This window comes from Streptomyces sp. NPDC001514 (assembly GCF_053597075.1).
This window is the reverse complement of sequence record NZ_JBSFHO010000015.1, coordinates 134,701-153,252: the sequence shown is the minus strand read 5'-3', so window position 1 is coordinate 153,252 and position 18,552 is coordinate 134,701. Positions and strand designations below refer to the sequence as shown.

Genomic DNA, 18,552 nt, shown 5'->3' with positions numbered 1-18,552 from the left:
CCTGAGCGAACAGGCTGTCATGTCCGCATCCTCTGATCTGCCGCCCGACTTGGAGCGTCTTCGCGTGCAGGAGACCTTCCTGATCATCACGTCGGCTCGGGTCCGCGAGCAGATCGCACACCGCGAGCAGCAGGCCTGTTTCTGATCCCGGAGCGTCAAGGGGCGGTGGCCGGCTCGAGGCGATAGACAGGAGGGATGACCGATAGTGAACCGAATGTCGGCGGTTCGGGACAGGCTCAGCCCGAGCGGTGTGACCTGTGTGGGGTCGCCATGCCGGTGGGTGAGGGTGAGTAATGCACGCCCGCCACGTAGGACGGCTGTGCGGCGGCGTCGGGAGCGCCCATGGAACGTGATCAACCGCAACCTCCGAACATTTCTGACCTGCATGGCTTCCTGGACGACCACCTCGACCAGATCTCCGCGCAGCTCCGGGGGCTGGCCCGGACCAGGGACCGGTTGCAGGCGCTGCTGGACGCGGTCATGGCAGTCAGCCGGGAGTTGGAGCTGCCAGTGGTGCTGGACCGGATCGTCAGGGCTGCCATGGACCTGGTCCAGGCCCGCTATGGTGCGCTGGGCGTCCTCGATGAGGAGGGCAAGAGCCTTGCGCACTTCATTCCCGTGGGGCTGAGCGAGCAGGAACGGGCCGACCTGGGCGGTGTCGAGTTTCCGCGCGGGCGGGGTCTGCTGGGGACCCTGATCCGCCGTCCCGAACCGCTCCGGGTACAGGAGATTTCCTCGCATCCGCATTCCGCAGGGTTCCCACCCGGTCACCCGCCGATGCGCAGCCTTCTCGGGGTGGCGATCAGCGTCCGGGGCGAGGTCTACGGGGACCTTTACTTGGCCGACCGGCGTGACGGGAAGCCCTTCGATGCGTACGACGAGAACATCGTCTGTGCACTTGCCGGGGCCGCCGGAGTGGCCATCGAAAACGCGCGCCTGTTCGAGCATGCCCGGGCAGGCAGTGAGCTGTTCCAGCGTCTGCTGCTGCCGACGCTGTCCGACCTGCGACCGTATGAGGGCGCCGCCATCTACCGGCCGGCGACCACCCCGGCACAGGTCGGCGGTGACTGGTACGACGCGTTTCTGCTCCCGGACCGGGCGTGCGCAGCCGTCATCGGCGACGTCTGCGGCCACGACCTGAAAGCTGCGGCGGCCATGGCCCAGACCCGCAACATGCTGCGCGCCCTGTTCTACGACCGCCGCACCCCGCCCAGCGCAGTCCTCACCCAGCTTGACCACACTCTGCACGCCATCACCGACAACCCCGTCACCACCGCCTGCCTGGCCCGCATCGAACCCGAAGGCTCCACCTGGAACCTGCGCTGGAGCACCGCAGGCCACCTCCCGCCCCTGCTCATCACCCCCGGTCGGCGGCCGAAGTACCTGCATGCCGATCCCGGGATCCCCCTCGGAGTGGACGCCGACCAACCCCGCCCTGACCACACCCACCCACTCTCCACCGGCTCCACCGTGGTCTTCTTCACCGACGGACTGATCGAGCACCCCCAGCACCCCATCGACACCAGCCTCGACGCCCTCGCCCAAACCGCGGCCACCCACGGCGACCTGTCCCTGAACGACCTCTGCCAGGCCCTTGTCGACCACCATCCCAGCGACGGCCACGACGACATGGCCATCCTCGCCCTGCGCACACCCCTGCCGACGTAGCCCTTCCGCCGATGCGATCGAGAGGCCCAGGTGGAGCCGGCATGCCTGTCCGGGGCAGCCGTGGACGAGGTGTGGACGGCGGGCCCGCGCGACCTGCGCTCACCAACCTGTCTTTGGATCAGGCTCGACCGGCAGCCGGCCGGGGGACTCGATATGGTCCGGAAAGCGGCGAGGGGGGCGGAGTGGACGACCAGGAATCAGTAAGCGACCTCACCGTGCGCCTTGACGAACTCGCGGCTGGGCTCGCGGACCCGGACTGTGACCTCGACGCCTTGGCGGAGGTGGAGGGGGACCTCATCGCCGCCCGGGAGCCGGACCTGATCCCGCGGCTGGAGGAGCACCTGGCAGCCGCGGTGGAAGCAGGGAACTGGTATGCCCGTGCCGTGCTCGCCGGAATCCTGGCCGAAACAGCCGGCCGCACGTCCCTGGCCGCCCTGTTGCGCGCCTTCTGCCGTGATCTCGGCGACGACCAGGATTCCCTCTCGACGACGCTCTACGTGTTCGCGCAGGAGGACCCGGCCACCGCGCGCGGCATCCTCGTGCCGTGGACCGATGACCCCGACCAGGATCTGCGCAGGGCGGCGATCTGGCTGCTCGGCTTCGTACCTGACCCCGCTGACCTGACCCTGCTGACCCGCGCTGCCCAAGATTCGGACGAGCGGATCCGGACCGCGGTTGTGGGCACGCTCGGCAGTCACGATACGAACCCGGCGGCCGTCGACCTGCTGATGAGCCTGCTGGACGACCCATCCACACAGGTACGGGTCTCCACCCTCAGCTCCCTGGGCTTCCTCCAGCGACCTGAGACCTTGCCGAAGATCCGTCTCCTCGCGGACGACAGCAGCCCTCTCGTCCGCGCCTGGGTCGCCATCGCACTGGGGCGGTTCCCTGCCCCGGAGCCCGGCGATCTTGCGAGCTCGAAGGTGCTTGACCGACTTGGAGCGGACCCGGACCCGTACGTCCGCGAGCAAGCGGCCAACGCACGTCGGCTCACGCCACGCCGCGACCGCTGAACACAGCACTACCCTCGTCCCAAGTGGAGGTGCGCGCAGCTGCGCTTTGGCGGCCGGAGGCGTGCGCTCTTCAGCGGCGGCATGCTCAGGCACCGTCGGCTGTGCGGCCGCGGGGAGGGGTCGGTGTACCGGCTACGACGGACGCGGGAAATCCAACGGGACAAGAGGCCTCACCAGGCGCCCGGAGGCCATGGGCATCGTCGCTGACGGGACGGCCGGCGTAGCGCGGTGATCTGGTTGGTCAGGGACCGGTCATTCGCCCTGCGGGCTGCGGCCGCACGCCGGGCACGGGCGTCGATGAACTCCTCCGGCGGCAGTCCGTACAGCTCCTGCGCGATGCTCTCCAGATCCACGGTCCACCGGCACCCTCCATCCGATAACGGGAGTCTGCCCCTTCATGACTCGTCCTCGTAGCTCGGCGTGCGACGGGAGGCTCGTGTCACGGGGTCGGTAAAGCCGCCGTGTCAGTTTCACGTACCGGCGCGGTGCCGCTTACTCCGCGCGGCGGGGCTTGTGGCCGGTGACGTTCAGGCGTGCTTCGGTGGGCAGGCTCTGCCAGCCACAGGATCGGCGTGCGTCTTCCAGCGGGCCGCTGCAGAGGTCGTGGAGAACGGAGACCGGGGCGCCGTGCGGAGTGAGGGTGAGGTTCACGTGGAGCTGGGGATGGCCTGCGGAACCGGTGATGCGAGCCGTGGCCCGCCGGACGTCGGGGAGGTCGCCTGCCTCGGCGGCGATGGCGTCACTGAGGGCCCGGTCGCGTAGTTCGACGCCTTCGTGCGGGGGCGTGCCGCCCAGAGGCATGGCGCCGGGGTGATGCCGGCGCAGTTGCGCGACCAGCCAGGCCAAGGCGAGTAGCGCGACGAGTGCGAGGGTCGCGATGACCATGGGCCACCACCATCCCTGGCTGCTCCAGCGGGCCCGGTCGGCGGCGTTGAGCAGGACGTCGTTCGGCGTGGTCAGGGGCCAGCCGACGGGCGGCGTGAGGTGCCGGCGCCGGTACAGGTCCAGGCCGGGGGTGAGTACCAGGAGGCCGCCGCCGAGCAGTACGAGGCCGAAGAGGCCCAGCAGGAGGCGGTTCAGCGCCGATCGGGGTTCCATGGCGTGCTCCTCAAGACCGGACAGGCATAAGCGAGCGAGTGCTTCGCCGTACGCGTACCACCAGTCTTGGCGGACGCGAGAGGGCGAGGCGGTCGCACTCCTCGCGCAGGAGGGCGTAGAGGTCCTCCTGGACCTGGGACGACTCGCGGAAGCGGACGTCCGCCCGGGCCTTGACGCGATGGCGCCGCACCCGGACCCGGGCACGGGCGACGCCTGGGACACGCATGGCGGCATCGCGCAGCAGCACGGCGGCGCCGTCGCGGTCCAGCGATACGCGCAGCGGTGCACAGGCGTTCGGTGCGCGCAGCGGTAGCTGGTGGCGAAGGCCGGGGGTGAGAGCCAGGGTGAGCAGCCACAGGCCGGCGACCGTGGCGACCGCGGCGCCGGTGAGCATCCAGACGTCGTCGAGCGGGCGGGTGGCGAACTCGTCGGCGAGGTGCTTGCGCCATGCTCCCGCCTCACGCCCGACGCGCACCGCGACCACGTCGTACAGCGCTGTGCCCGCGGCGCAGAACGTCAGGAGGGCGACCACCGCCGCCGGGACCCGACGGGCGGACCAGGGGCGATGTGATCGCTGCGTGCGGCCGTCGTCCGCGATGGCGTTCGGCGCCGGGGCCTGCGCCGCCGGCGGGCCAGGATCGCCCCTCGTCCTGTCTGGTGGCGCCATGCCGGAAAGCACGGTCCGCTCGGGGCTCGGGGATGACGAGCCCGGGGATGACGAGCTCGGGGATGAGGGGCTCGGGGAGGAAGTCATGGTGCCCACCCTTCATGAGCGGCCGGTGGCCGGTACCGGGGACGGCCCGGTGCGGCAGGTCGTTCGGGAGCAGTGGGGGTCACTGGACACGTCGGCGGCGCGGGCCGCCGGCATGCACCAGCCGTCGGACGGTCAGGGTCACCTCGCTCACGTGAAGGCCCGTCAGTCCGGCTACGTCGTCGGCGATCTCGCTGCTCAGCCGGCGGCAGGCTCCGACAAGGTCGGCGGGGTAGGGCATATCCAGAGTCAGGGCGAGCCGTGTGCTCTGGCCGTGTGTGCTGGCGGAGACGTCGGGCTCGGTCAGGCCCCGACGGGAGAGCGGCCCGCCGATCTGCCGGCTGAGTGCCGTACGCGCCGCCTTGGCGGCGACACGGGTCACGGCCCTCTCGGAGATCACGGTGGCGCCGCGCTCGGCGGCGGGCGGAAGCGGCGGGGCACTGGTGTGCCGTCCCGCCTCGGCTCCGTGGGAGTCGGCCTGGGTGGCGTTGGTGCTCACCGCTGCCGCCGTGAGAAGAAGTCCACGTCGCCCTGTACGGAGAGACCGGCCAACAGTCCCGCCGCGCCCAGGACCAGCACCAGGAGGAAGGCCCAGAAGCCGCCGAAGAAGCCGGCGAAGCCGAGGGCGATCCCCGCCAGCAGCCCCAGTGTCGCTGCGTTCATCACTTACTCACCCCATCCTGTCGTGCGGGGGCCCATCTGTTGTGCAACTGTGCGGGGTACGACCACCGCTCCACCGCGCCGGGGCAGTCCGCTGCGGCCGGTCATGTCACGCGGCTCCCGGCCGGCTCGGACTCTTCCTCCTCGGGCAGGTGCACGTCGCCGACGACCAGGTTCACCTCGACCACCTCCAGGCCGGTCATCCTCTCCACGGCGGAGATCACGTTGACGCGCACGTCGCCGGCGACTTCGACGATCGAGTACCCGTACTCGACCACGACGTCCAGGTCGAGGGCCGCCTGGCGTTCGCCGACCTCGGCCTTCACACCGCGTGTGACACCGGACGCCCCACCGCCGGGGACGCGGTCGCGCACAGCGCCGAGCGCCCGTGCCATCCCGGCGCCGAGACTGTGGACACCGGGTACCTCGCGAGCTGCCATCCCGGCGATCTTCGCCACCACGCCGTCGGCGATGGTGGTCTTCCCGCGCGTCTCGGGCGACGTCCCGGGGCCGGGCCGGCCCTGCAGGATTCCTCCCTGGTTCTGGTCACCGCCCGTGGGGCGGTCGGTGGTTTCCGTCATGGCACTCGCCTCGATCGTTTGATGCGGGCATCGCCGTGGTGCCCTCGAAGGATTGGACACACGCCGACGGCAATCCTCACGCGGCACAGACATGCATCACGTGCGCTGATGCGGGCACGCGCAGCACGACACGCGCAGCACGACACGCGAGACGCGAGACGCGCGGCATCGGACGCGACGGTGCTGGAGGCGTCCGAAGGAGGTGGAGCGACCATGATCAAGTGCGCTCGGCTTTCCCCCCCGCAACCGGCCGATCTCCCTCTCCGCGAAGCTGTCACGGCGCCCGGGCACCGCGACGGGACGGTGGCGAACAGCCCCCTGCGCATACCCGACGATCTGTTGGCCGTACGGGCCGGTGAAGGAGACGCGGAAGCGTTCGCCCTGCTGGTGCGGCGCCACAGTCCCTCACTGCTCGCCCTGGCCTTTCGCATGCTCGGCAACGTCCAGGACGCCGAAGACGCCGTGCAGGACGCCTTCGTCAGCGCCTGGCAGCGTTTGCCGGACTTCCGGCACACAGCGGCGTTCAGGACCTGGATGTACCGCATCACCGTCAATCGCTGCCTCAACGCGCGGCGCCACCGCAGGCCGACGCTCCCGCTGACCACCGTCGCCGAGCCCGCCGCCGGAACGGGCAGCTCCCCGAGCGGCCTCGCGGAACAGGACGCACTCACGGGCGCCCTGACGAACGCGCTCGCCGCCCTGGACGCCGAGCAACGGGCATGCTGGATCCTGCGGGAACTGCACGGGCTCGCCTACGAAGAGATCGCCCGCGTGACGGGCACCAGCGAGCAGACGGTGCGCGGGAGACTGTATCGAGCGCGCCGGTACCTGAAGGAGGCGCTGAAATCATGGCGCTAGACGACCGTCGCCCTCGGTCCGCGGGCACTCGGTACGGGGGCACTCGGTCCGCGGGCACTCGGCCCGCGGGCGCCGTCGGACGGCGCCCGCAGCAGCCCACCGCAGGCGCGGTCTTGGAAAGCGTCTCCCGACTCACCGGCGACGAGCTCTTGACCTGCGGGCGCCCGCTTCGTCACGCCTGGGAGCAGACCCGCGACGCCGGGCCCGTCGCCGATCCCCACACCGCCCGCTGCCCGTACTGCCGTGATGCCGTGGCCGGGCTGTCGGCGCTCGACGAGGCGACCCGAGCCCTGCGCGCGCAGGAACCGCCCAGCGCACACACGCTTGTCGACCGCGTCATGGACATCGTGCGAGCGGAGGTGAGGCTCGGCCGGCTGCTGCCGATGGACGATCCGGTACGTGATCTGTACATCGCGGAAACGACGGCCGCGAAGGTTTTGCGGCAGGCCGCGGACACGGTGGCCGGTGCCGGCGCGGCGAGTTGCCGTCTGACGCCCACCGGCGCCGACACCGGCGTGCATGTGGCCATGACACTCGCCGTGGACCTCAGCCGCCCGCTGACCGAGACGGCCGATCTGGTGCGTTCCCTGGTCGGGGAAGCCGCAGCCCTGAGCCTCGGCCTTGCCGTGGCGGCAATCGATCTTGAGGTGCTCGACGTGCTGGGCCCGCTCTCCGAGCAGCCCTGCACGACGGACGCCGAGCGGGACAGGCAGGAGGGAACGCCGTGACCTCGGGCGACGCCGCCGCCGCCGTCCGTCAGGCCGCCGCCGAGGCCGCGCTCGCGGTCCCAGGAGTGGTGTCCCTGCAGCCCACCCTCGCCGGCCGCCTGGCCGGGGCAGTCGCGCGGGTATGGCCGGACGCGGCAAGCCTCTCCCGGCCCGGCTCGGGCGTCCGTGCCGAACCCGCGGCCGACGATTCCGGCTGGCACGTGGAGGTGCGCTGCATCCTGGGCGAGGGGCACCGTGTCGTGGACATCGCGCGGGAAGTCCACGACGAGGCGAGCTCGGCCGTGGCCGCCCTTCTCGCTGCGCACGGCACGCCTGGGGCGGTCGCCGTGACGGTCACCGTCACCGGCGTCACCGGCATCACCGCACACGCCGCGCAGTGACCGGATGGCCCCGGCTGCACGCCCCGGGGAGCGCCGGCCGCGAAACCGTCCCAGCCGTCGCGTCCTGCGACTGGGGAGCGGCCGGTGACAGCCGGAGCGGACAGTGGCCTCGGCTGGGAGGCGACGGTTCTTTCCTGGTGGATCGTGAGAATCACCGGCTGATCCGAACTGCGCGCAACAGGAGGGGCGGGTGACGCGACCTGTCGTGGGGGCGCAGGCGCCCCGGTCGCTGGAGATGCCCCACCGGGCCACGATGGAGGAGCGAGGCGCGGCACACGGCGCGCCTCGCGCGTACGCCGGATGCAGGCTCGGGGCCTGTCCGCACAGGGGGCTCTCGGCGGGAGACGCCAGTGGTGCACACAGACGTACTGATCGTGGGCGCCGGCCCGGTCGGGCTGACCGCGGCCGCGGAGCTCCGGCGATATGGCGTCGACTGCCGCATCATCGACAAGCTCCCCGCCCGGCTGCCGTACGCGAAGGCCGTGGGCATCCAGCCCAGAACCCTGGAGGTCTGGGACCGGATGGGCCTGGTGCGCGCCGCCCTGGAAGCTGCCGTGCCGATGCGCGGGCAGCTGCTGTACGTCAACGGCGTCGAACAGGGACGCATCGACCTCCGGCTTCCGCCCGACGTCCCCTACGGTTTCGCCGCCCTGCCTCAGTACGAGACCGAGCGCATCATCGAGGAGCACCTGACCCGATTCGGAACCCGGATCGAGCGCGGCACCGAACTGGTGTCGTTCACGCAGGACAACGACGGGGTGCTCAGCCGGCTCACCACATCCTCCGGTGAGGGGCAGGAACTCCGGTCCCGCTTCCTCGTCGGCTGCGACGGAGCGCACAGCATCGTGCGCAAGACGCTCGGGCTCACCTTCGAAGGCGGCGCGTTCCCCGACGAGTACATGCTCGCGGACGTGGAGGTCGACTGGAGCCTGCCGCAGGGATACGGCGTACGTGCCATGCACCGGGGCGAGGACGGAACCACCGACGACCTCCTGGTCTGCATCCCGCTGCCCGGACGTTGCCGCTACCGCATGTCCATGCTGGTTCCGCCCGAGCTCTCCACCGAGGGGCAGGAGGCGCAGGGCGGCCAGGACGAGGTCGCGCACGGACTGGAAGGCGGCCGCGCACCCCGGCTCGAACACATACAGGCGGTCCTCGACCGGCTCTCACCGCAGCCGACCACCGCCTCGGCCATGCGCTGGTCCTCCGTCTTCCGCATCAGCCACCGCATGGTCGACCGCTACGCGGACGGCCGGGTCTTCGTCGCAGGCGACGCCGCGCACATCCACCCGCCGACGGGCGCCCAGGGCATGAACACCGGGATCCAGGACGCCTGCAACCTGGCCTGGAAGCTGGCTCTCGCCGTGGCCGGCACCGCGCATCCCCGGCTGCTCGCCAGCTACGACGCCGAACGCCGGCCCGTCGGCGAGGAAGTCGTGGGCCGCACCGTCCGGCACGCGGCCGAAGGCATCCAGGCAGACCCGGACGAACCCGAGACGATCATGATGCGGGAAGCCCAACTCCTGGTCGCCTACCGGAACAGCCCCATCGTGGGCCCGGGCACACCGGGACAGGCAGGCCCCGGCGCCGGCGACCGGGCCCCCGACTGCGGCGGCCTCACCGGCACGATCGCCACCTTCCCCCTGCGCCTGTACGACCTGTTCCGCGACCGCAGCCATCTGCTGCTGCTCTACGCGGACACGGAGGAACCGGTGGCAGGGTTCGACGAACTGGCAGCCACGGCAAGGGACCTGACCCATGGGCAGGTGGACGTCTGTGTCGTCCTCGCCCCCGGCGTGGGCGCCGACGGGGTGCACCTGCCGGTCTGCCGTGACAGCGGAGGAGAGTTGCGGCGCGTCTACCAGGTCGACGGCCCCACGGCGCTCCTGGTGCGCCCCGACGGTTACCTGGGCGCCCGGCTCACCCCTGCGGCCATCCCGGAGCTGACCGCTCACCTCGCCGGCGTCTTCCGCACCTGACCCGTCTTCCGCACCTGACCGCCGCATGCCCCGGGCCCAGGCTCAGTCGGCGAGGCGGAAGGCCAGTTCCATCTCCCACTTGTTCATGTCCGGCTCGACCCGGGGGTCCGTCAGGTAGGACTCGATGCGGCAGCCCCAGCGCTCCACGCCGCTCGGGTCGGTGATCACGTCCCACTCCAGGCCCGCGGCCGTCCCCCATTCGCGCAGCCGGGTGATGGTGTCGAACAGGCCGTCGGGGTGGCCGACGTGGCGGAGGGTCGCGTAGCGGCCCGCGGGGAGCGCGCCCACGATGATGTCGCCCTCGGGTTCGGGCGGTTCGGTGACCGGGACGCCCGCCTCGACCTCCGACTCGCCGGCCATGTCGATGGCGTAGAAGCGGAAGAACGGGGCTCCGGCCATGGGGGTGTCGTGGGAGGCGAGCCAGCCGACGATTTCGGGGAGGCGGTCGGCGATGACGCCGAAGGCGTCCATCCGTACGGACCTTCTGACGCCGACGTAGGTCTGCTCGGGGCGTTCCACGACGGTGGGTTCGGGGTGCATCTGCTGCCTCACTACGTTCATGGCGGCAAAGACCGTTTCCCTGACCGGAATTCATCGGTCGGCGGTCAATTGCGCGGTCAGTTCCCGGCGATGGCCTTCACCGCGACCGCCACCGGCACCGATCCGCTGATCAGCTCCAGTGTCAGTCCGGCCGTCGCCGGGGTCTCCACGAGCTCCGCGATGACCGCCGCGACGTCGTCACGGGGCACGGGCCCCCGTCCGGTCCTGGCTTCCAGGCGGACCAGGCCCGTTCCGGCATCGTTCGTCAGCATCCCCGGACGCAGGACCGTCCAGTCCAGCCCGCTCCTGGTCCGTACGTACGCGTCCGCCGCGCCCTTCGCCCGCAGGTACGCGTCGAAGACGTCGTCGCCCTTGTGGTCCGGGTCCGCCCCCATCGCCGAGATGACGATGTACCGGCGTGTGCCCGCGCGTTCGGCCGCGTCCGCGAAGAGCACCGCCGCGCCGCGGTCCACCGTGTCCTTGCGGGCGGCGCCGCTGCCCGGGCCCGCGCCCGCCGCGAAGACCGCGGCGTCCGCGCCCTGCAGGACCGCGGCCACCTGCTCGACCGAGGCCGACTCGAGGTCCAGCAGGACCGGCTCGGCGCCGGCCGCTCGGAGGTCGGCGTCCTGTTCCGGGCTGCGGACGATGCCCACGGCCTCGTGCCCGGCGGCGGAGAGCAGCCGCTCGAGGCGCAGCGCGATCTGACCATGTCCTCCAGCGATGACAATGCGCATGCTCACGACCGTACGCCGGTCGCGTGCGCCTCGCTCGCGACGCCCACGCTCAGGCCACGGATCCGGTCATGGTCACTGGTGCGGGCTGGTTCCCGGCCGCGCCCTTGGGCCCGGCCGCACCCATGGTCCCGGCCATCGTCACGGTCCCGCATCCGGCCGCCCCTGGCGCGGCAGTTCGAGCGCGAAGGCCGCCGCCGAGTCGCAGTACTCCCTTACCGCGCTCGTCCGTGTCACCACCCGCCCCCGGTGCACGACGATCCTGCTGTACGCGAGCGACAGCACGCCCGCCAGCTCCTCCCCGCGCACGGCGAGCAGTTCGGCCGGGAAGCCCGCCTCCACCCGCACCTCGGGCAGGCCCATCGCCTTTCGTGCCGCCGCGCTGACGGCCTCGTACGCGTCCTGGACGCGCAGCCCGCCCTGCGAGGCCAGCAGGAAAGCGGCCTCCAGCGGATCCCCGCGACCCACGGGGTTCGCCACGTCGCGCATCGCCCCGCTGCCCGCGGCGACCCGTACCCCGGCCGTCCGCAGCAGCCGCACCGGTGCGCTCCCGCGCAGTTCCGCGCCGGCGCAGCCGCCCTGGGGCAGGCAGACCACCGTCACGCCCGCCGCGGCCAGCTGGTCCGCCGTGCGGGACGCGATCTCGGCGGGCAGCCGGGCGAGGCCCGCGCACGGGCCGATCGACACGCCGGGCCGCAGCCCGCCCGCCATGGCGGCGAGCCGGGCGAGGCGCGCCGGATCGTCGCCGTCGATGTGGAGATCGACGGGGCAGCCGTGCTCGGCGGCCACTTCGAGGACCGCCTCCGTGTACCCCGCCGGGTCCGGGTCCAGGTCCGGGGAACCACCCACCACGGACGCGCCCATCTTCACCGCGTCGCGCAGCATCGCGAGCCCGTCGGCCCCGGCCACGCCCGTGAGCAGCCGCGGCATGGCGACCGCGGTCAACTCGGCCAGCCCGCGCAGCGAACGGCGTGCCTGCAGCACCGCCTCCAGGTGGCCGAGACCGTGCACGTCCCCGATCCGCACGTGCGAGCGGAGCGCCGTCGCGCCGTGCCCGAGCTGGAGCAGCGCGGCCTCGGTGGCGCGCCGCTGGACGTCCTCGACGGCGTACGACACGGGCCCCTCGGCCGCCGGCGCCGTGAGCGCCGTGTCGCTGTGGGCGTGCGGCTCGGCGGGTGCGGCCAGCAGCAGGAAGCCGCTCAGATCCACCCGCGCGGAGTGGGCGGTGAGGCTCCCGGCGGTGCCGACGGCCTCGATACGGCCGCCGCTGAGCCGTACGTCGACCGTGCGGCCGTCGGTGAGGCGGGCGCCGCACAGGAGCAGGGCGGTGGTGTCGGCGGTTGCGCCGTCGGGCGGCTGCGCCTGGCTGTCGGGCATCGCGCTCCTGAAGGGGCGGGGGGCGAGCGGCCTGGACCTCGACCCGGTCCGGCCTGCGGACGATCAAGATCACCCGGCGTGGTCGAGCCTAGGGGCGCTCGGACTGCGCTTCGAGGAGGAGCGCAATAGTCGTACCGGTGTGACCACGAGTGGCGTACGGGACGCGCGTGGCGGTGCGCCGAAACCCGCGGTGCACCCCCGCCGCACCCGTCCGCACCCGCGCCCCACGTACGCCCCCGAAGGTGGTGAACGTGCCCCGTAAACGGATTTGGGCGATCGGCGGCCGACCGTGTAATGTCTTCATCGCTCGCCCCAATAGCTCAGTCGGCAGAGCGTCTCCATGGTAAGGAGAAGGTCTACGGTTCGATTCCGTATTGGGGCTCTGGTGCTGGAAGATCCTCGCCTTCGGGCGAGGTGATCCGACATCAAAGCGGTGTAGCTCAGTCGGTAGAGCAAGCGGCTCATAATCGCTGTGTCACCGGTTCAAGTCCGGTCACCGCTACACACAGTAGCCGATTGTGGGGTCGGTCCTTCGATCGGCTACTCTTTCTTGCGTTCATCCGTCCATCCGTCCGTCATAGGAGCACTCACGTGGCTGCCACCGACGTCCGCCCGAAGATCACGCTGGCCTGCGTGGAGTGCAAGGAGCGGAACTACATCACCAAGAAGAACCGGCGTAACAACCCGGACCGTCTTGAGATGAAGAAGCACTGCCCGCGCTGCAACCAGCACACGGCGCACCGCGAGACGCGCTGAATCAGGCTCGTATGCGAGGCCGCCCCCACCACGGGGGCGGCCTCGTGTCGTTTGTTCCGGCTCGGGGGTCCGGAGGCCACGCGGCGGAGCCGCACATGTCAAGGGCCCCGGAAAGCACAGCACCGGCAAGGCAAGAAATCCAGGAGGTACCGAGTCCATGGCGCTCGACCAGTCCTTCGTCGGGCGGACCTATCCGCCCACCGCGCCGTACGAGGTCGGCCGGGAAAAGATCAGGGAGTTCGCGGAGGCGGTGGGCGACGCGAATCCCGCGTACACCGATCCCGAGGCCGCCAAGCAGCTCGGCCACTCCGATGTGATCGCTCCGCCGACCTTTGTGTTCGCGATCACCTTCAAGGCGGCGGGACAGGTCGTCGCCGACCCGCAACTCGGCCTGGACTACAGCCGAGTGGTGCACGGCGACCAGAAGTTCGCGTACACCCGCCCGGTGCGGGCCGGGGACCGGCTCACGGTCACCTCGACCATCGAGGCGATCAAGTCCCTCGCGGGCAACGACATCCTGGACATCCGCGGTGAGGTGCACGACGAGGCGGGCGAGCACGTCGTGACCGCGTGGACCAAGCTCGTGGCGCGCGGCGCCGAGGAGGCCTGATCGTGATGGCGGCGAAGATCGCATACGCGGACGTCGAGGTCGGCACCGAGCTGCCGGCGCAGAGCTTTCCGGTGACCCGGGCGACGCTCGTGCAGTACGCGGGCGCCTCCGGGGACTTCAACCCGATCCACTGGAACGAGAAGTTCGCCAAGGAGGTCGGGCTGCCGGACGTCATCGCGCACGGCATGTTCACGATGGCCGAGGCGGCGCGGGTCGTCACGGACTGGGTGGGCGACCCGGCTGCGGTCGTCGAGTACGGGGTCCGGTTCACGAAGCCCGTGGTCGTGCCGAACGACGACGAGGGCGCGGTCATCGAGGTCAGCGCCAAGGTCGCGGCGAAGCTGGACGACAACCAGGTGCGGGTCGACCTGACGGCGATGTCGGCCGGGCAGAAGGTGCTCGGGATGTCGCGGGCGGTCGTACGGCTCGCCTGACACCGACGACCGGCGTGAGTCCGGGCACACCTGCGGTCCGGGTCGCCCCTGCCCTCCCGGGCCGGGGCGACCCGGACCGTACTCTTGTCCCCGTGCAGGAACTCCATGACGCTCCCCTCGCCCCGCTGACCACCTTCCGCCTGGGCGGACCGGCCACCCGCCTCGTCACCGCCGGCACGGACGACGAGGTGATCGCGGTCGTCCGCGAGGCGGACGCCGCCGGTACGCCGCTGCTGCTGATCGGCGGCGGGAGCAACCTCGTCATCGGCGACAAGGGGTTCGACGGGACGGCACTGCGCATCGCCACCACCGGATTCCGGCTGGACGGTACGAGGCTGGAGCTCGCCGCGGGCGAGGTGTGGACCGACGCCGTGGCCCGGACCGTGGAGGCGGGCCTCGCGGGCCTGGAGTGCCTGTCCGGCATCCCCGGCTCCGCCGGCGCCACCCCGATCCAGAACGTCGGGGCGTACGGCCAGGAGGTGTCCAGCACCATCACCGAGGTCGTGGCGTACGACCGCCGCAGCGGGGAGACGGTTACCGTCCCGAATGCCGAATGCGGCTTCTCGTACCGGCACAGCCGTTTCAAAGCCGAGCCGGACCGCTACGTCGTGCTGCGGGTCCGGTTCGAGCTGGAGGACGCGGGGGGCATGTCCGCGCCGATCAAGTACCCGGAGACCGCGCGCGTCCTCGGCGTCGAGGCGGGTGACCGGGTCCCGGCGGCCGTCGCGCGCGAGGCGGTGCTGAAGCTGCGCGCGGGCAAGGGCATGGTCCTGGACCCCGAGGACCACGACACCTGGTCGGCCGGTTCGTTCTTCACCAACCCGATCCTGACGGCCGCCGCGTACGAGGACTTCCTCGGCCGCGTACGGGACCACCTCGGCGACGGCGTCACGCCGCCCGCGTACCCCGCGGGCGACGGGCACACCAAGACCTCCGCCGCCTGGCTCATCGACAAGGCGGGCTTCACCAAGGGGTACGGCGAGGGTCCGGCACGTATCTCCACCAAGCACACGCTCGCCCTGACCAACCGGGGCGAGGCCACCACCGAGGATCTGCTCGCGCTCGCCCGCGAGGTCGTCACGGGCGTACGCGACGCCTTCGGGGTCACCCTCGTCAACGAGCCGGTGACGGTCGGCGTGAGCCTGTAGAGCGGCTCAGAAACCGCCGCGAGCTCCGGCAGGCCACCACGAGCTCAGTAGGCCACCGCGACCGGCTGCTTCACCGTGGCCGGGTCGTCCACCATCGCGAGCATCGCGTGCGCGACGTCCGCGCGGGAGATCTTCGCCCCGCCGCGCAGGCTCGTGCCGATCGCCGTGCGGTAGCGCCCGGTCAGCGGGCCGTCGGTCAGCCGCGGAGGGCGCACGGACGTCCAGTCCGTCGCGCTGCGGCGCATGTCGGCCTCCATGATCCGCAGGTCGTCGTAGTGCTTGCGCAGCACACGCGACACGAGCGGCGTCCCGATGTGGCGCAGGAAGAACGTCTCGTTCTCCGGTACGGGACCCAGCGGCGCCGCGCTCACCGCCAGGAAGCGCCGCGTCCCCTCCGCCTCCATGGCCTGCAGGACCGGGCGGGTGAGGCGGGAGGCGACGCCGACCTGCTTGGTGCTGCGCGGGCCGAGGCCCGAGAGGACCGCGGCCCGGCCTGCGACCGACTGCCGCAGCGCCTCCGGGTCGTCGAAGCGGACCGTGAGGACCTCCAGCCCCGCGCCCGTGACCGGCAGCCGCGCCGGGTCCCGGACCACCGCCGTGACCTCGTGCCCCGAGGCCAGGGCCTGCCGGACGATCTCCTGGCCGATACCGCCGGTCGCGCCGAAAACTGTGAGCTTCATGGTGATGATCCCTCTCCGCCAGGGGTGGGTGAGTACTTACTCACCACTAGAGTGGGTAAGTACTCACCCACCCGTCAAGCCCGGATGGAACGCCCATGCAGAAGCCGGCCCGCGAGCGCATCCTCGACGCCGCCCATGAACTGATGCTCACCGTCGGTCTGGCCCGCGCCACCACCAAGGCCATCGCCGCGTCCGCCGACTGCTCCGAGGCGGCGCTCTACAAGCACTTCGCGAGCAAGGAAGACCTGTTCGTGAGCGTCCTGCGGGAACGGCTGCCCCAGCTCGCCCCGCTGCTGGATCGCCTCCTCGCCGACCCGGGGGAGCGAACCGTCGAGGAGAACCTCACCGAGATCGCCCGCCGGGCCACCCTCTTCTACGCCGAGAGCTTCCCGATCGGCGCGTCTCTCTACGCCGAAACCAAGCTGAAGGCCCGCCACGACGACGCCATGCGGGAGATGGGCGCCGGACCGCACAAGCCGATCGAGGGCCTCGACGCCTATCTGCGCGCCGAGCGGGAAGCGGGCCGCATCGACCCCGGCGCGGACACCTTCGCCGCGGCCTCACTGCTGCTCGGCGCCTGCGCGCAGCGGGCCTTCGCCTACGACGCGACCGTCGGCAAGCAGCCCCCGCAGTCCGTCGACGCGTTCGCCGCGGCCCTCGCCCGCACGCTGCTGCGCGGAATCTCCGCTGCGGCGGGGCCGCGCTGAGCGTCAACCTGGGGACCATGTCCGCCAACCTGTCCGACCTCGTATGCGGCTGAGGCTCTACGAGTTCAGACCGCGCACCGGCCCGCACACGTACCGGATCGTGCAGCCCCGGTATCCCCTCCGGCACACGACGCCGAACGACCCCCTGCACGACAGATGGGGGTATCTGCTCGGCGACCACGACGGGCTGTCCCGGCTCGCGGGACTGTTCGCCTTCGCCGCGTTCTCACGCCACACGGTGGTGCACGTGCCGCTGCGCGAGAGCCTGCCGAGGACGTTCTTCCCGGGTGTTCCGGTCGACATCGTCCTCGTCCAGCACTCACTCGGCCTGCGGCCCTCCCGTCGGCCCGGGCTCCGCGCCGGACTACGCCACGGCACACCGCTGACGGTCCGGACGGACGAGCGTCGCACCGCGGCCCACGCCGCCGCCTGGCGGATGGAATGGGAGGACCACAACCGGCGCGGCTCCCAGTGGCTGCGCCCGGCCGTCCACGCACGCACCCTGTTCCTCTTCGGCAGCCGCGACGTCTTCGCCGAGGCCGCCACCTGCTTCGAGGAGGCGGCGGGCAACGCTCCCCTGTCGAAGCATGCGGCGAAGGGCCACGACGTCCTGGGGTCCTCACTCAGCCCATTGTTCGAGCCCGACCACCCCTGGGACCGGCCGGAACTGGACATCGGCTTCCAGGCGTATCCGCCCTACCGCCATTTCAGGCCACCGGGCCGGCCAGCCAGTCGTCGATCCCGGCCAGCAGTTTCGCCCGCACCCCGTCCGGCGCCGCGGAAGCGCGCACCGACTGGCGGGCAAGCTCCGCCAGCTCCGCGTCCGTGAAACCGTGGTGGCGCCGCGCGATCCCGTACTGCGCCGCCAGCCGCGACCCGAAGAGCAGGGGGTCGTCCGCGCCCAGCGCCATCGGCACCCCCGCGTCCCACAGCGTCCGCAGCGGCACGTCCTCCGGCTTGTCGTAGACGCCCAGCGCCACGTTCGACGCCGGGCACACCTCGCAGGTCACCCCGCGCTCGGCCAGCTTCCGCAGCAGCCGCGGATCCTCCGCCGCCCGCACACCGTGGCCGATGCGCGAGGCGTGCAGATCGTCCATACAGTCCCGCACGGACGCGGGCCCGGTCAGCTCGCCGCCGTGCGGGGCCGCCAGCAGCCCGCCCTCCCGGGCGATCGCGAACGCCCGGTCGAAGTCGCGGGCCATGCCCCGCCGCTCGTCGTTGGAGAGCCCGAAGCCGACCACGCCCCGGCCCGCGTACCGCACGGCGAGCCGCGCCAGCGTGCGCGCGTCCAGGGGGTGCTTCATACGGTTGGCGGCGACCACGACCCGGATCCCGAGCCCGGTCTCGCGCGCCGCGCCGTCCACCGCGTCCAGGATGATCTCCAGAGCCGGGATCAGCCCGCCCAGCATCGGCGCGTACGACGTGGGGTCGACCTGGATCTCCAGCCAGCCGGAACCGTCCCTGACGTCCTCCTGAGCCGCCTCCCGCACCAGCCGCTGGATGTCCTCGGGCTCGCGCAGACAGGACCGCGCGCTGTCGTACAGCCGCTGGAAACGGAACCAGCCCCGCTCGTCCGTCGCCCGCAGCTTCGGCGGCCGGCCGCTGGTCAGCGCGTCGGGCAGATGGACGCCGTACTTGTCGGCGAGTTCGAGCAGAGTCGTGGGCCGCATCGACCCGGTGAAGTGCAGATGCAGATGAGCCTTGGGTAGCAGGCGAACATCACGAACCATCTCCATGGACTCTCCGTAAGCGATAGGCTCCGCTCTGTGCCGTGAGGCGCCGGGCAGGGCTTGTCCGTCATGAGGCCGCTCAAGTGGCCGAGTGAGAAGCCCCCCAGGGGGAGGAGTCACTCA

The 18,552-nt window shown here is 71.6% G+C and carries 23 protein-coding genes and 2 tRNA genes; 14 read left to right on the top strand and 11 right to left on the bottom strand.

Annotated features, from left to right (window positions below):
- Positions 1 to 19 precede the first annotated feature (19 nt).
- The 3 genes from ACWCXB_RS18260 (at position 20) to ACWCXB_RS18250 (ending at position 2,681) form a co-directional block, all read left to right on the top strand.
- Positions 20 to 145, top strand: a complete 126-nt coding sequence (locus ACWCXB_RS18260) for a hypothetical protein (protein ID WP_450723960.1) — start codon at positions 20 to 22, stop codon at positions 143 to 145.
- A 197-nt stretch (positions 146 to 342) separates the two neighbouring features.
- Positions 343 to 1,668, top strand: a complete 1,326-nt coding sequence (locus ACWCXB_RS18255) for a PP2C family protein-serine/threonine phosphatase (protein WP_450723958.1) — start codon at positions 343 to 345, stop codon at positions 1,666 to 1,668.
- 71 nt (positions 1,669 to 1,739) lie between these two features.
- Positions 1,740 to 2,681, top strand: coding sequence for a HEAT repeat domain-containing protein (locus tag ACWCXB_RS18250; RefSeq protein WP_450723956.1), 942 nt, complete (start codon positions 1,740 to 1,742; stop codon positions 2,679 to 2,681).
- A 170-nt stretch (positions 2,682 to 2,851) separates the two neighbouring features.
- Here the strand turns inward: ACWCXB_RS18250 and ACWCXB_RS18245 are convergent, their stop codons facing one another.
- The 6 genes from ACWCXB_RS18245 to ACWCXB_RS18220 form a co-directional block, all read right to left on the bottom strand.
- The gene (locus tag ACWCXB_RS18245; protein ID WP_450723954.1) at positions 2,852 to 3,034 is read right to left on the bottom strand and encodes a hypothetical protein; all 183 of its coding nucleotides are present in this window, start codon (positions 3,032 to 3,034) and stop codon (positions 2,852 to 2,854) included.
- 139 nt (positions 3,035 to 3,173) lie between these two features.
- Positions 3,174 to 3,779 (bottom strand): alkaline shock response membrane anchor protein AmaP, encoded by a 606-nt coding sequence (locus tag ACWCXB_RS18240; RefSeq protein ID WP_450723952.1) that lies wholly within the window; start codon positions 3,777 to 3,779, stop codon positions 3,174 to 3,176.
- Positions 3,780 to 3,789: 10 nt separating this feature from the next.
- Positions 3,790 to 4,446, bottom strand: a complete 657-nt coding sequence (locus ACWCXB_RS18235) for a DUF6286 domain-containing protein (RefSeq protein WP_450723950.1) — start codon at positions 4,444 to 4,446, stop codon at positions 3,790 to 3,792.
- A gap of 166 nt (positions 4,447 to 4,612) precedes the next feature.
- On the bottom strand, positions 4,613 to 5,029 hold the full coding sequence (locus tag ACWCXB_RS18230) for an Asp23/Gls24 family envelope stress response protein (protein WP_450723948.1): 417 nt from the start codon (positions 5,027 to 5,029) through the stop codon (positions 4,613 to 4,615).
- A complete protein-coding gene (locus tag ACWCXB_RS18225) occupies positions 5,026 to 5,193 on the bottom strand; it encodes a hypothetical protein (RefSeq protein WP_450723946.1) in 168 nt (55 codons plus the stop codon). Before ACWCXB_RS18225 ends, ACWCXB_RS18230 begins: the two co-directional genes overlap by 4 nt.
- A 101-nt stretch (positions 5,194 to 5,294) precedes the next feature.
- Positions 5,295 to 5,771, bottom strand: a complete 477-nt coding sequence (locus ACWCXB_RS18220) for an Asp23/Gls24 family envelope stress response protein (RefSeq protein WP_450723944.1) — start codon at positions 5,769 to 5,771, stop codon at positions 5,295 to 5,297.
- Positions 5,772 to 5,984: 213 nt separating this feature from the next.
- Between ACWCXB_RS18220 and ACWCXB_RS18215 the strand changes: the two genes are divergently transcribed.
- The 4 genes from ACWCXB_RS18215 to ACWCXB_RS18200 all read left to right on the top strand — a co-directional run bounded on the left by ACWCXB_RS18215 (position 5,985) and on the right by ACWCXB_RS18200 (position 9,716).
- Positions 5,985 to 6,629: an RNA polymerase sigma factor gene (locus ACWCXB_RS18215; protein WP_450723942.1), complete on the top strand. Its 645-nt coding sequence runs from the start codon at positions 5,985 to 5,987 to the stop codon at positions 6,627 to 6,629.
- Positions 6,630 to 6,880: 251 nt separating this feature from the next.
- Entirely contained in the window at positions 6,881 to 7,357 is a 477-nt protein-coding gene (locus tag ACWCXB_RS18210) for an Asp23/Gls24 family envelope stress response protein (RefSeq protein WP_450723940.1), read from the top strand.
- Positions 7,354 to 7,737, top strand: coding sequence for a hypothetical protein (locus ACWCXB_RS18205; RefSeq protein WP_450723938.1), 384 nt, complete (start codon positions 7,354 to 7,356; stop codon positions 7,735 to 7,737). The genes ACWCXB_RS18210 and ACWCXB_RS18205 overlap by 4 nt, the downstream gene beginning before the upstream one ends.
- A 350-nt stretch (positions 7,738 to 8,087) precedes the next feature.
- Positions 8,088 to 9,716 (top strand): FAD-dependent monooxygenase, encoded by a 1,629-nt coding sequence (locus tag ACWCXB_RS18200; RefSeq protein WP_450723936.1) that lies wholly within the window; start codon positions 8,088 to 8,090, stop codon positions 9,714 to 9,716.
- 42 nt (positions 9,717 to 9,758) lie between these two features.
- Here the strand turns inward: ACWCXB_RS18200 and ACWCXB_RS18195 are convergent, their stop codons facing one another.
- The 3 genes from ACWCXB_RS18195 to ACWCXB_RS18185 all read right to left on the bottom strand — a co-directional run bounded on the left by ACWCXB_RS18195 (position 9,759) and on the right by ACWCXB_RS18185 (position 12,364).
- The gene (locus ACWCXB_RS18195) at positions 9,759 to 10,277 is read right to left on the bottom strand and encodes a GyrI-like domain-containing protein (RefSeq protein WP_450723934.1); all 519 of its coding nucleotides are present in this window, start codon (positions 10,275 to 10,277) and stop codon (positions 9,759 to 9,761) included.
- A 56-nt stretch (positions 10,278 to 10,333) separates the two neighbouring features.
- Positions 10,334 to 10,990, bottom strand: a complete 657-nt coding sequence (locus ACWCXB_RS18190) for an SDR family oxidoreductase (protein WP_450723932.1) — start codon at positions 10,988 to 10,990, stop codon at positions 10,334 to 10,336.
- A gap of 138 nt (positions 10,991 to 11,128) precedes the next feature.
- Entirely contained in the window at positions 11,129 to 12,364 is a 1,236-nt protein-coding gene (locus ACWCXB_RS18185) for an amidohydrolase family protein (protein WP_450723930.1), read from the bottom strand.
- A gap of 309 nt (positions 12,365 to 12,673) precedes the next feature.
- On the opposite strand from ACWCXB_RS18185, the gene ACWCXB_RS18180 reads away from it, so the two are divergent.
- From ACWCXB_RS18180 to ACWCXB_RS18155, 6 genes are all read left to right on the top strand, one after another.
- Positions 12,674 to 12,746 (top strand) — tRNA-Thr (locus ACWCXB_RS18180).
- Positions 12,747 to 12,793: 47 nt separating this feature from the next.
- Positions 12,794 to 12,866 (top strand) — tRNA-Met (locus tag ACWCXB_RS18175).
- Positions 12,867 to 12,955: 89 nt separating this feature from the next.
- The gene (gene rpmG / locus ACWCXB_RS18170; protein WP_028427720.1) at positions 12,956 to 13,120 is read left to right on the top strand and encodes a 50S ribosomal protein L33; all 165 of its coding nucleotides are present in this window, start codon (positions 12,956 to 12,958) and stop codon (positions 13,118 to 13,120) included.
- A 157-nt stretch (positions 13,121 to 13,277) separates the two neighbouring features.
- Complete coding sequence (locus ACWCXB_RS18165) at positions 13,278 to 13,730, top strand: FAS1-like dehydratase domain-containing protein (protein WP_450723929.1); 453 nt, start codon at positions 13,278 to 13,280, stop codon at positions 13,728 to 13,730.
- A gap of 5 nt (positions 13,731 to 13,735) precedes the next feature.
- On the top strand, positions 13,736 to 14,164 hold the full coding sequence (locus ACWCXB_RS18160) for a MaoC family dehydratase (protein WP_450723927.1): 429 nt from the start codon (positions 13,736 to 13,738) through the stop codon (positions 14,162 to 14,164).
- 92 nt (positions 14,165 to 14,256) lie between these two features.
- Entirely contained in the window at positions 14,257 to 15,312 is a 1,056-nt protein-coding gene (locus ACWCXB_RS18155) for a UDP-N-acetylmuramate dehydrogenase (RefSeq protein ID WP_450723925.1), read from the top strand.
- Between the two features lie 44 nt (positions 15,313 to 15,356).
- Here the strand turns inward: ACWCXB_RS18155 and ACWCXB_RS18150 are convergent, their stop codons facing one another.
- Complete coding sequence (locus ACWCXB_RS18150; RefSeq protein WP_450723923.1) at positions 15,357 to 15,992, bottom strand: NAD(P)-dependent oxidoreductase; 636 nt, start codon at positions 15,990 to 15,992, stop codon at positions 15,357 to 15,359.
- A 95-nt stretch (positions 15,993 to 16,087) separates the two neighbouring features.
- Between ACWCXB_RS18150 and ACWCXB_RS18145 the strand changes: the two genes are divergently transcribed.
- The gene (locus tag ACWCXB_RS18145; RefSeq protein ID WP_450723921.1) at positions 16,088 to 16,699 is read left to right on the top strand and encodes a TetR/AcrR family transcriptional regulator; all 612 of its coding nucleotides are present in this window, start codon (positions 16,088 to 16,090) and stop codon (positions 16,697 to 16,699) included.
- Positions 16,700 to 17,406: 707 nt separating this feature from the next.
- On the opposite strand, the gene ACWCXB_RS18140 is transcribed toward ACWCXB_RS18145, so the two are convergent.
- Entirely contained in the window at positions 17,407 to 18,435 is a 1,029-nt protein-coding gene (locus ACWCXB_RS18140) for an adenosine deaminase (protein ID WP_450723919.1), read from the bottom strand.
- Positions 18,436 to 18,552: the final 117 nt, after the last annotated feature.

Excerpts from the sequence above, each read along its gene's own strand:
- ACWCXB_RS18195 (WP_450723934.1), bottom strand. The coding sequence starts at position 10,277 with ATGAACGTAGTGAGGCAGCAGATGCACCCCGAACCCACCGTCGTGGAA.
- ACWCXB_RS18160 (WP_450723927.1), top strand. The coding sequence starts at position 13,736 with ATGGCGGCGAAGATCGCATACGCGGACGTCGAGGTCGGCACCGAGCTG.
- ACWCXB_RS18140 (WP_450723919.1), bottom strand. The coding sequence starts at position 18,435 with ATGGAGATGGTTCGTGATGTTCGCCTGCTACCCAAGGCTCATCTGCAT.
- ACWCXB_RS18225 (WP_450723946.1), bottom strand. The coding sequence starts at position 5,193 with ATGAACGCAGCGACACTGGGGCTGCTGGCGGGGATCGCCCTCGGCTTC.
- ACWCXB_RS18190 (WP_450723932.1), bottom strand. The coding sequence starts at position 10,990 with ATGCGCATTGTCATCGCTGGAGGACATGGTCAGATCGCGCTGCGCCTC.
- ACWCXB_RS18215 (WP_450723942.1), top strand. The coding sequence starts at position 5,985 with ATGATCAAGTGCGCTCGGCTTTCCCCCCCGCAACCGGCCGATCTCCCT.
- ACWCXB_RS18235 (WP_450723950.1), bottom strand. The coding sequence starts at position 4,446 with ATGGCGCCACCAGACAGGACGAGGGGCGATCCTGGCCCGCCGGCGGCG.
- ACWCXB_RS18240 (WP_450723952.1), bottom strand. The coding sequence starts at position 3,779 with ATGGAACCCCGATCGGCGCTGAACCGCCTCCTGCTGGGCCTCTTCGGC.
- ACWCXB_RS18185 (WP_450723930.1), bottom strand. The coding sequence starts at position 12,364 with ATGCCCGACAGCCAGGCGCAGCCGCCCGACGGCGCAACCGCCGACACC.
- ACWCXB_RS18150 (WP_450723923.1), bottom strand. The coding sequence starts at position 15,992 with ATGAAGCTCACAGTTTTCGGCGCGACCGGCGGTATCGGCCAGGAGATC.
- ACWCXB_RS18145 (WP_450723921.1), top strand. The coding sequence starts at position 16,088 with ATGCAGAAGCCGGCCCGCGAGCGCATCCTCGACGCCGCCCATGAACTG.
- ACWCXB_RS18260 (WP_450723960.1), top strand. The coding sequence starts at position 20 with ATGTCCGCATCCTCTGATCTGCCGCCCGACTTGGAGCGTCTTCGCGTG.
- ACWCXB_RS18220 (WP_450723944.1), bottom strand. The coding sequence starts at position 5,771 with ATGACGGAAACCACCGACCGCCCCACGGGCGGTGACCAGAACCAGGGA.
- ACWCXB_RS18255 (WP_450723958.1), top strand. The coding sequence starts at position 343 with ATGGAACGTGATCAACCGCAACCTCCGAACATTTCTGACCTGCATGGC.
- ACWCXB_RS18165 (WP_450723929.1), top strand. The coding sequence starts at position 13,278 with ATGGCGCTCGACCAGTCCTTCGTCGGGCGGACCTATCCGCCCACCGCG.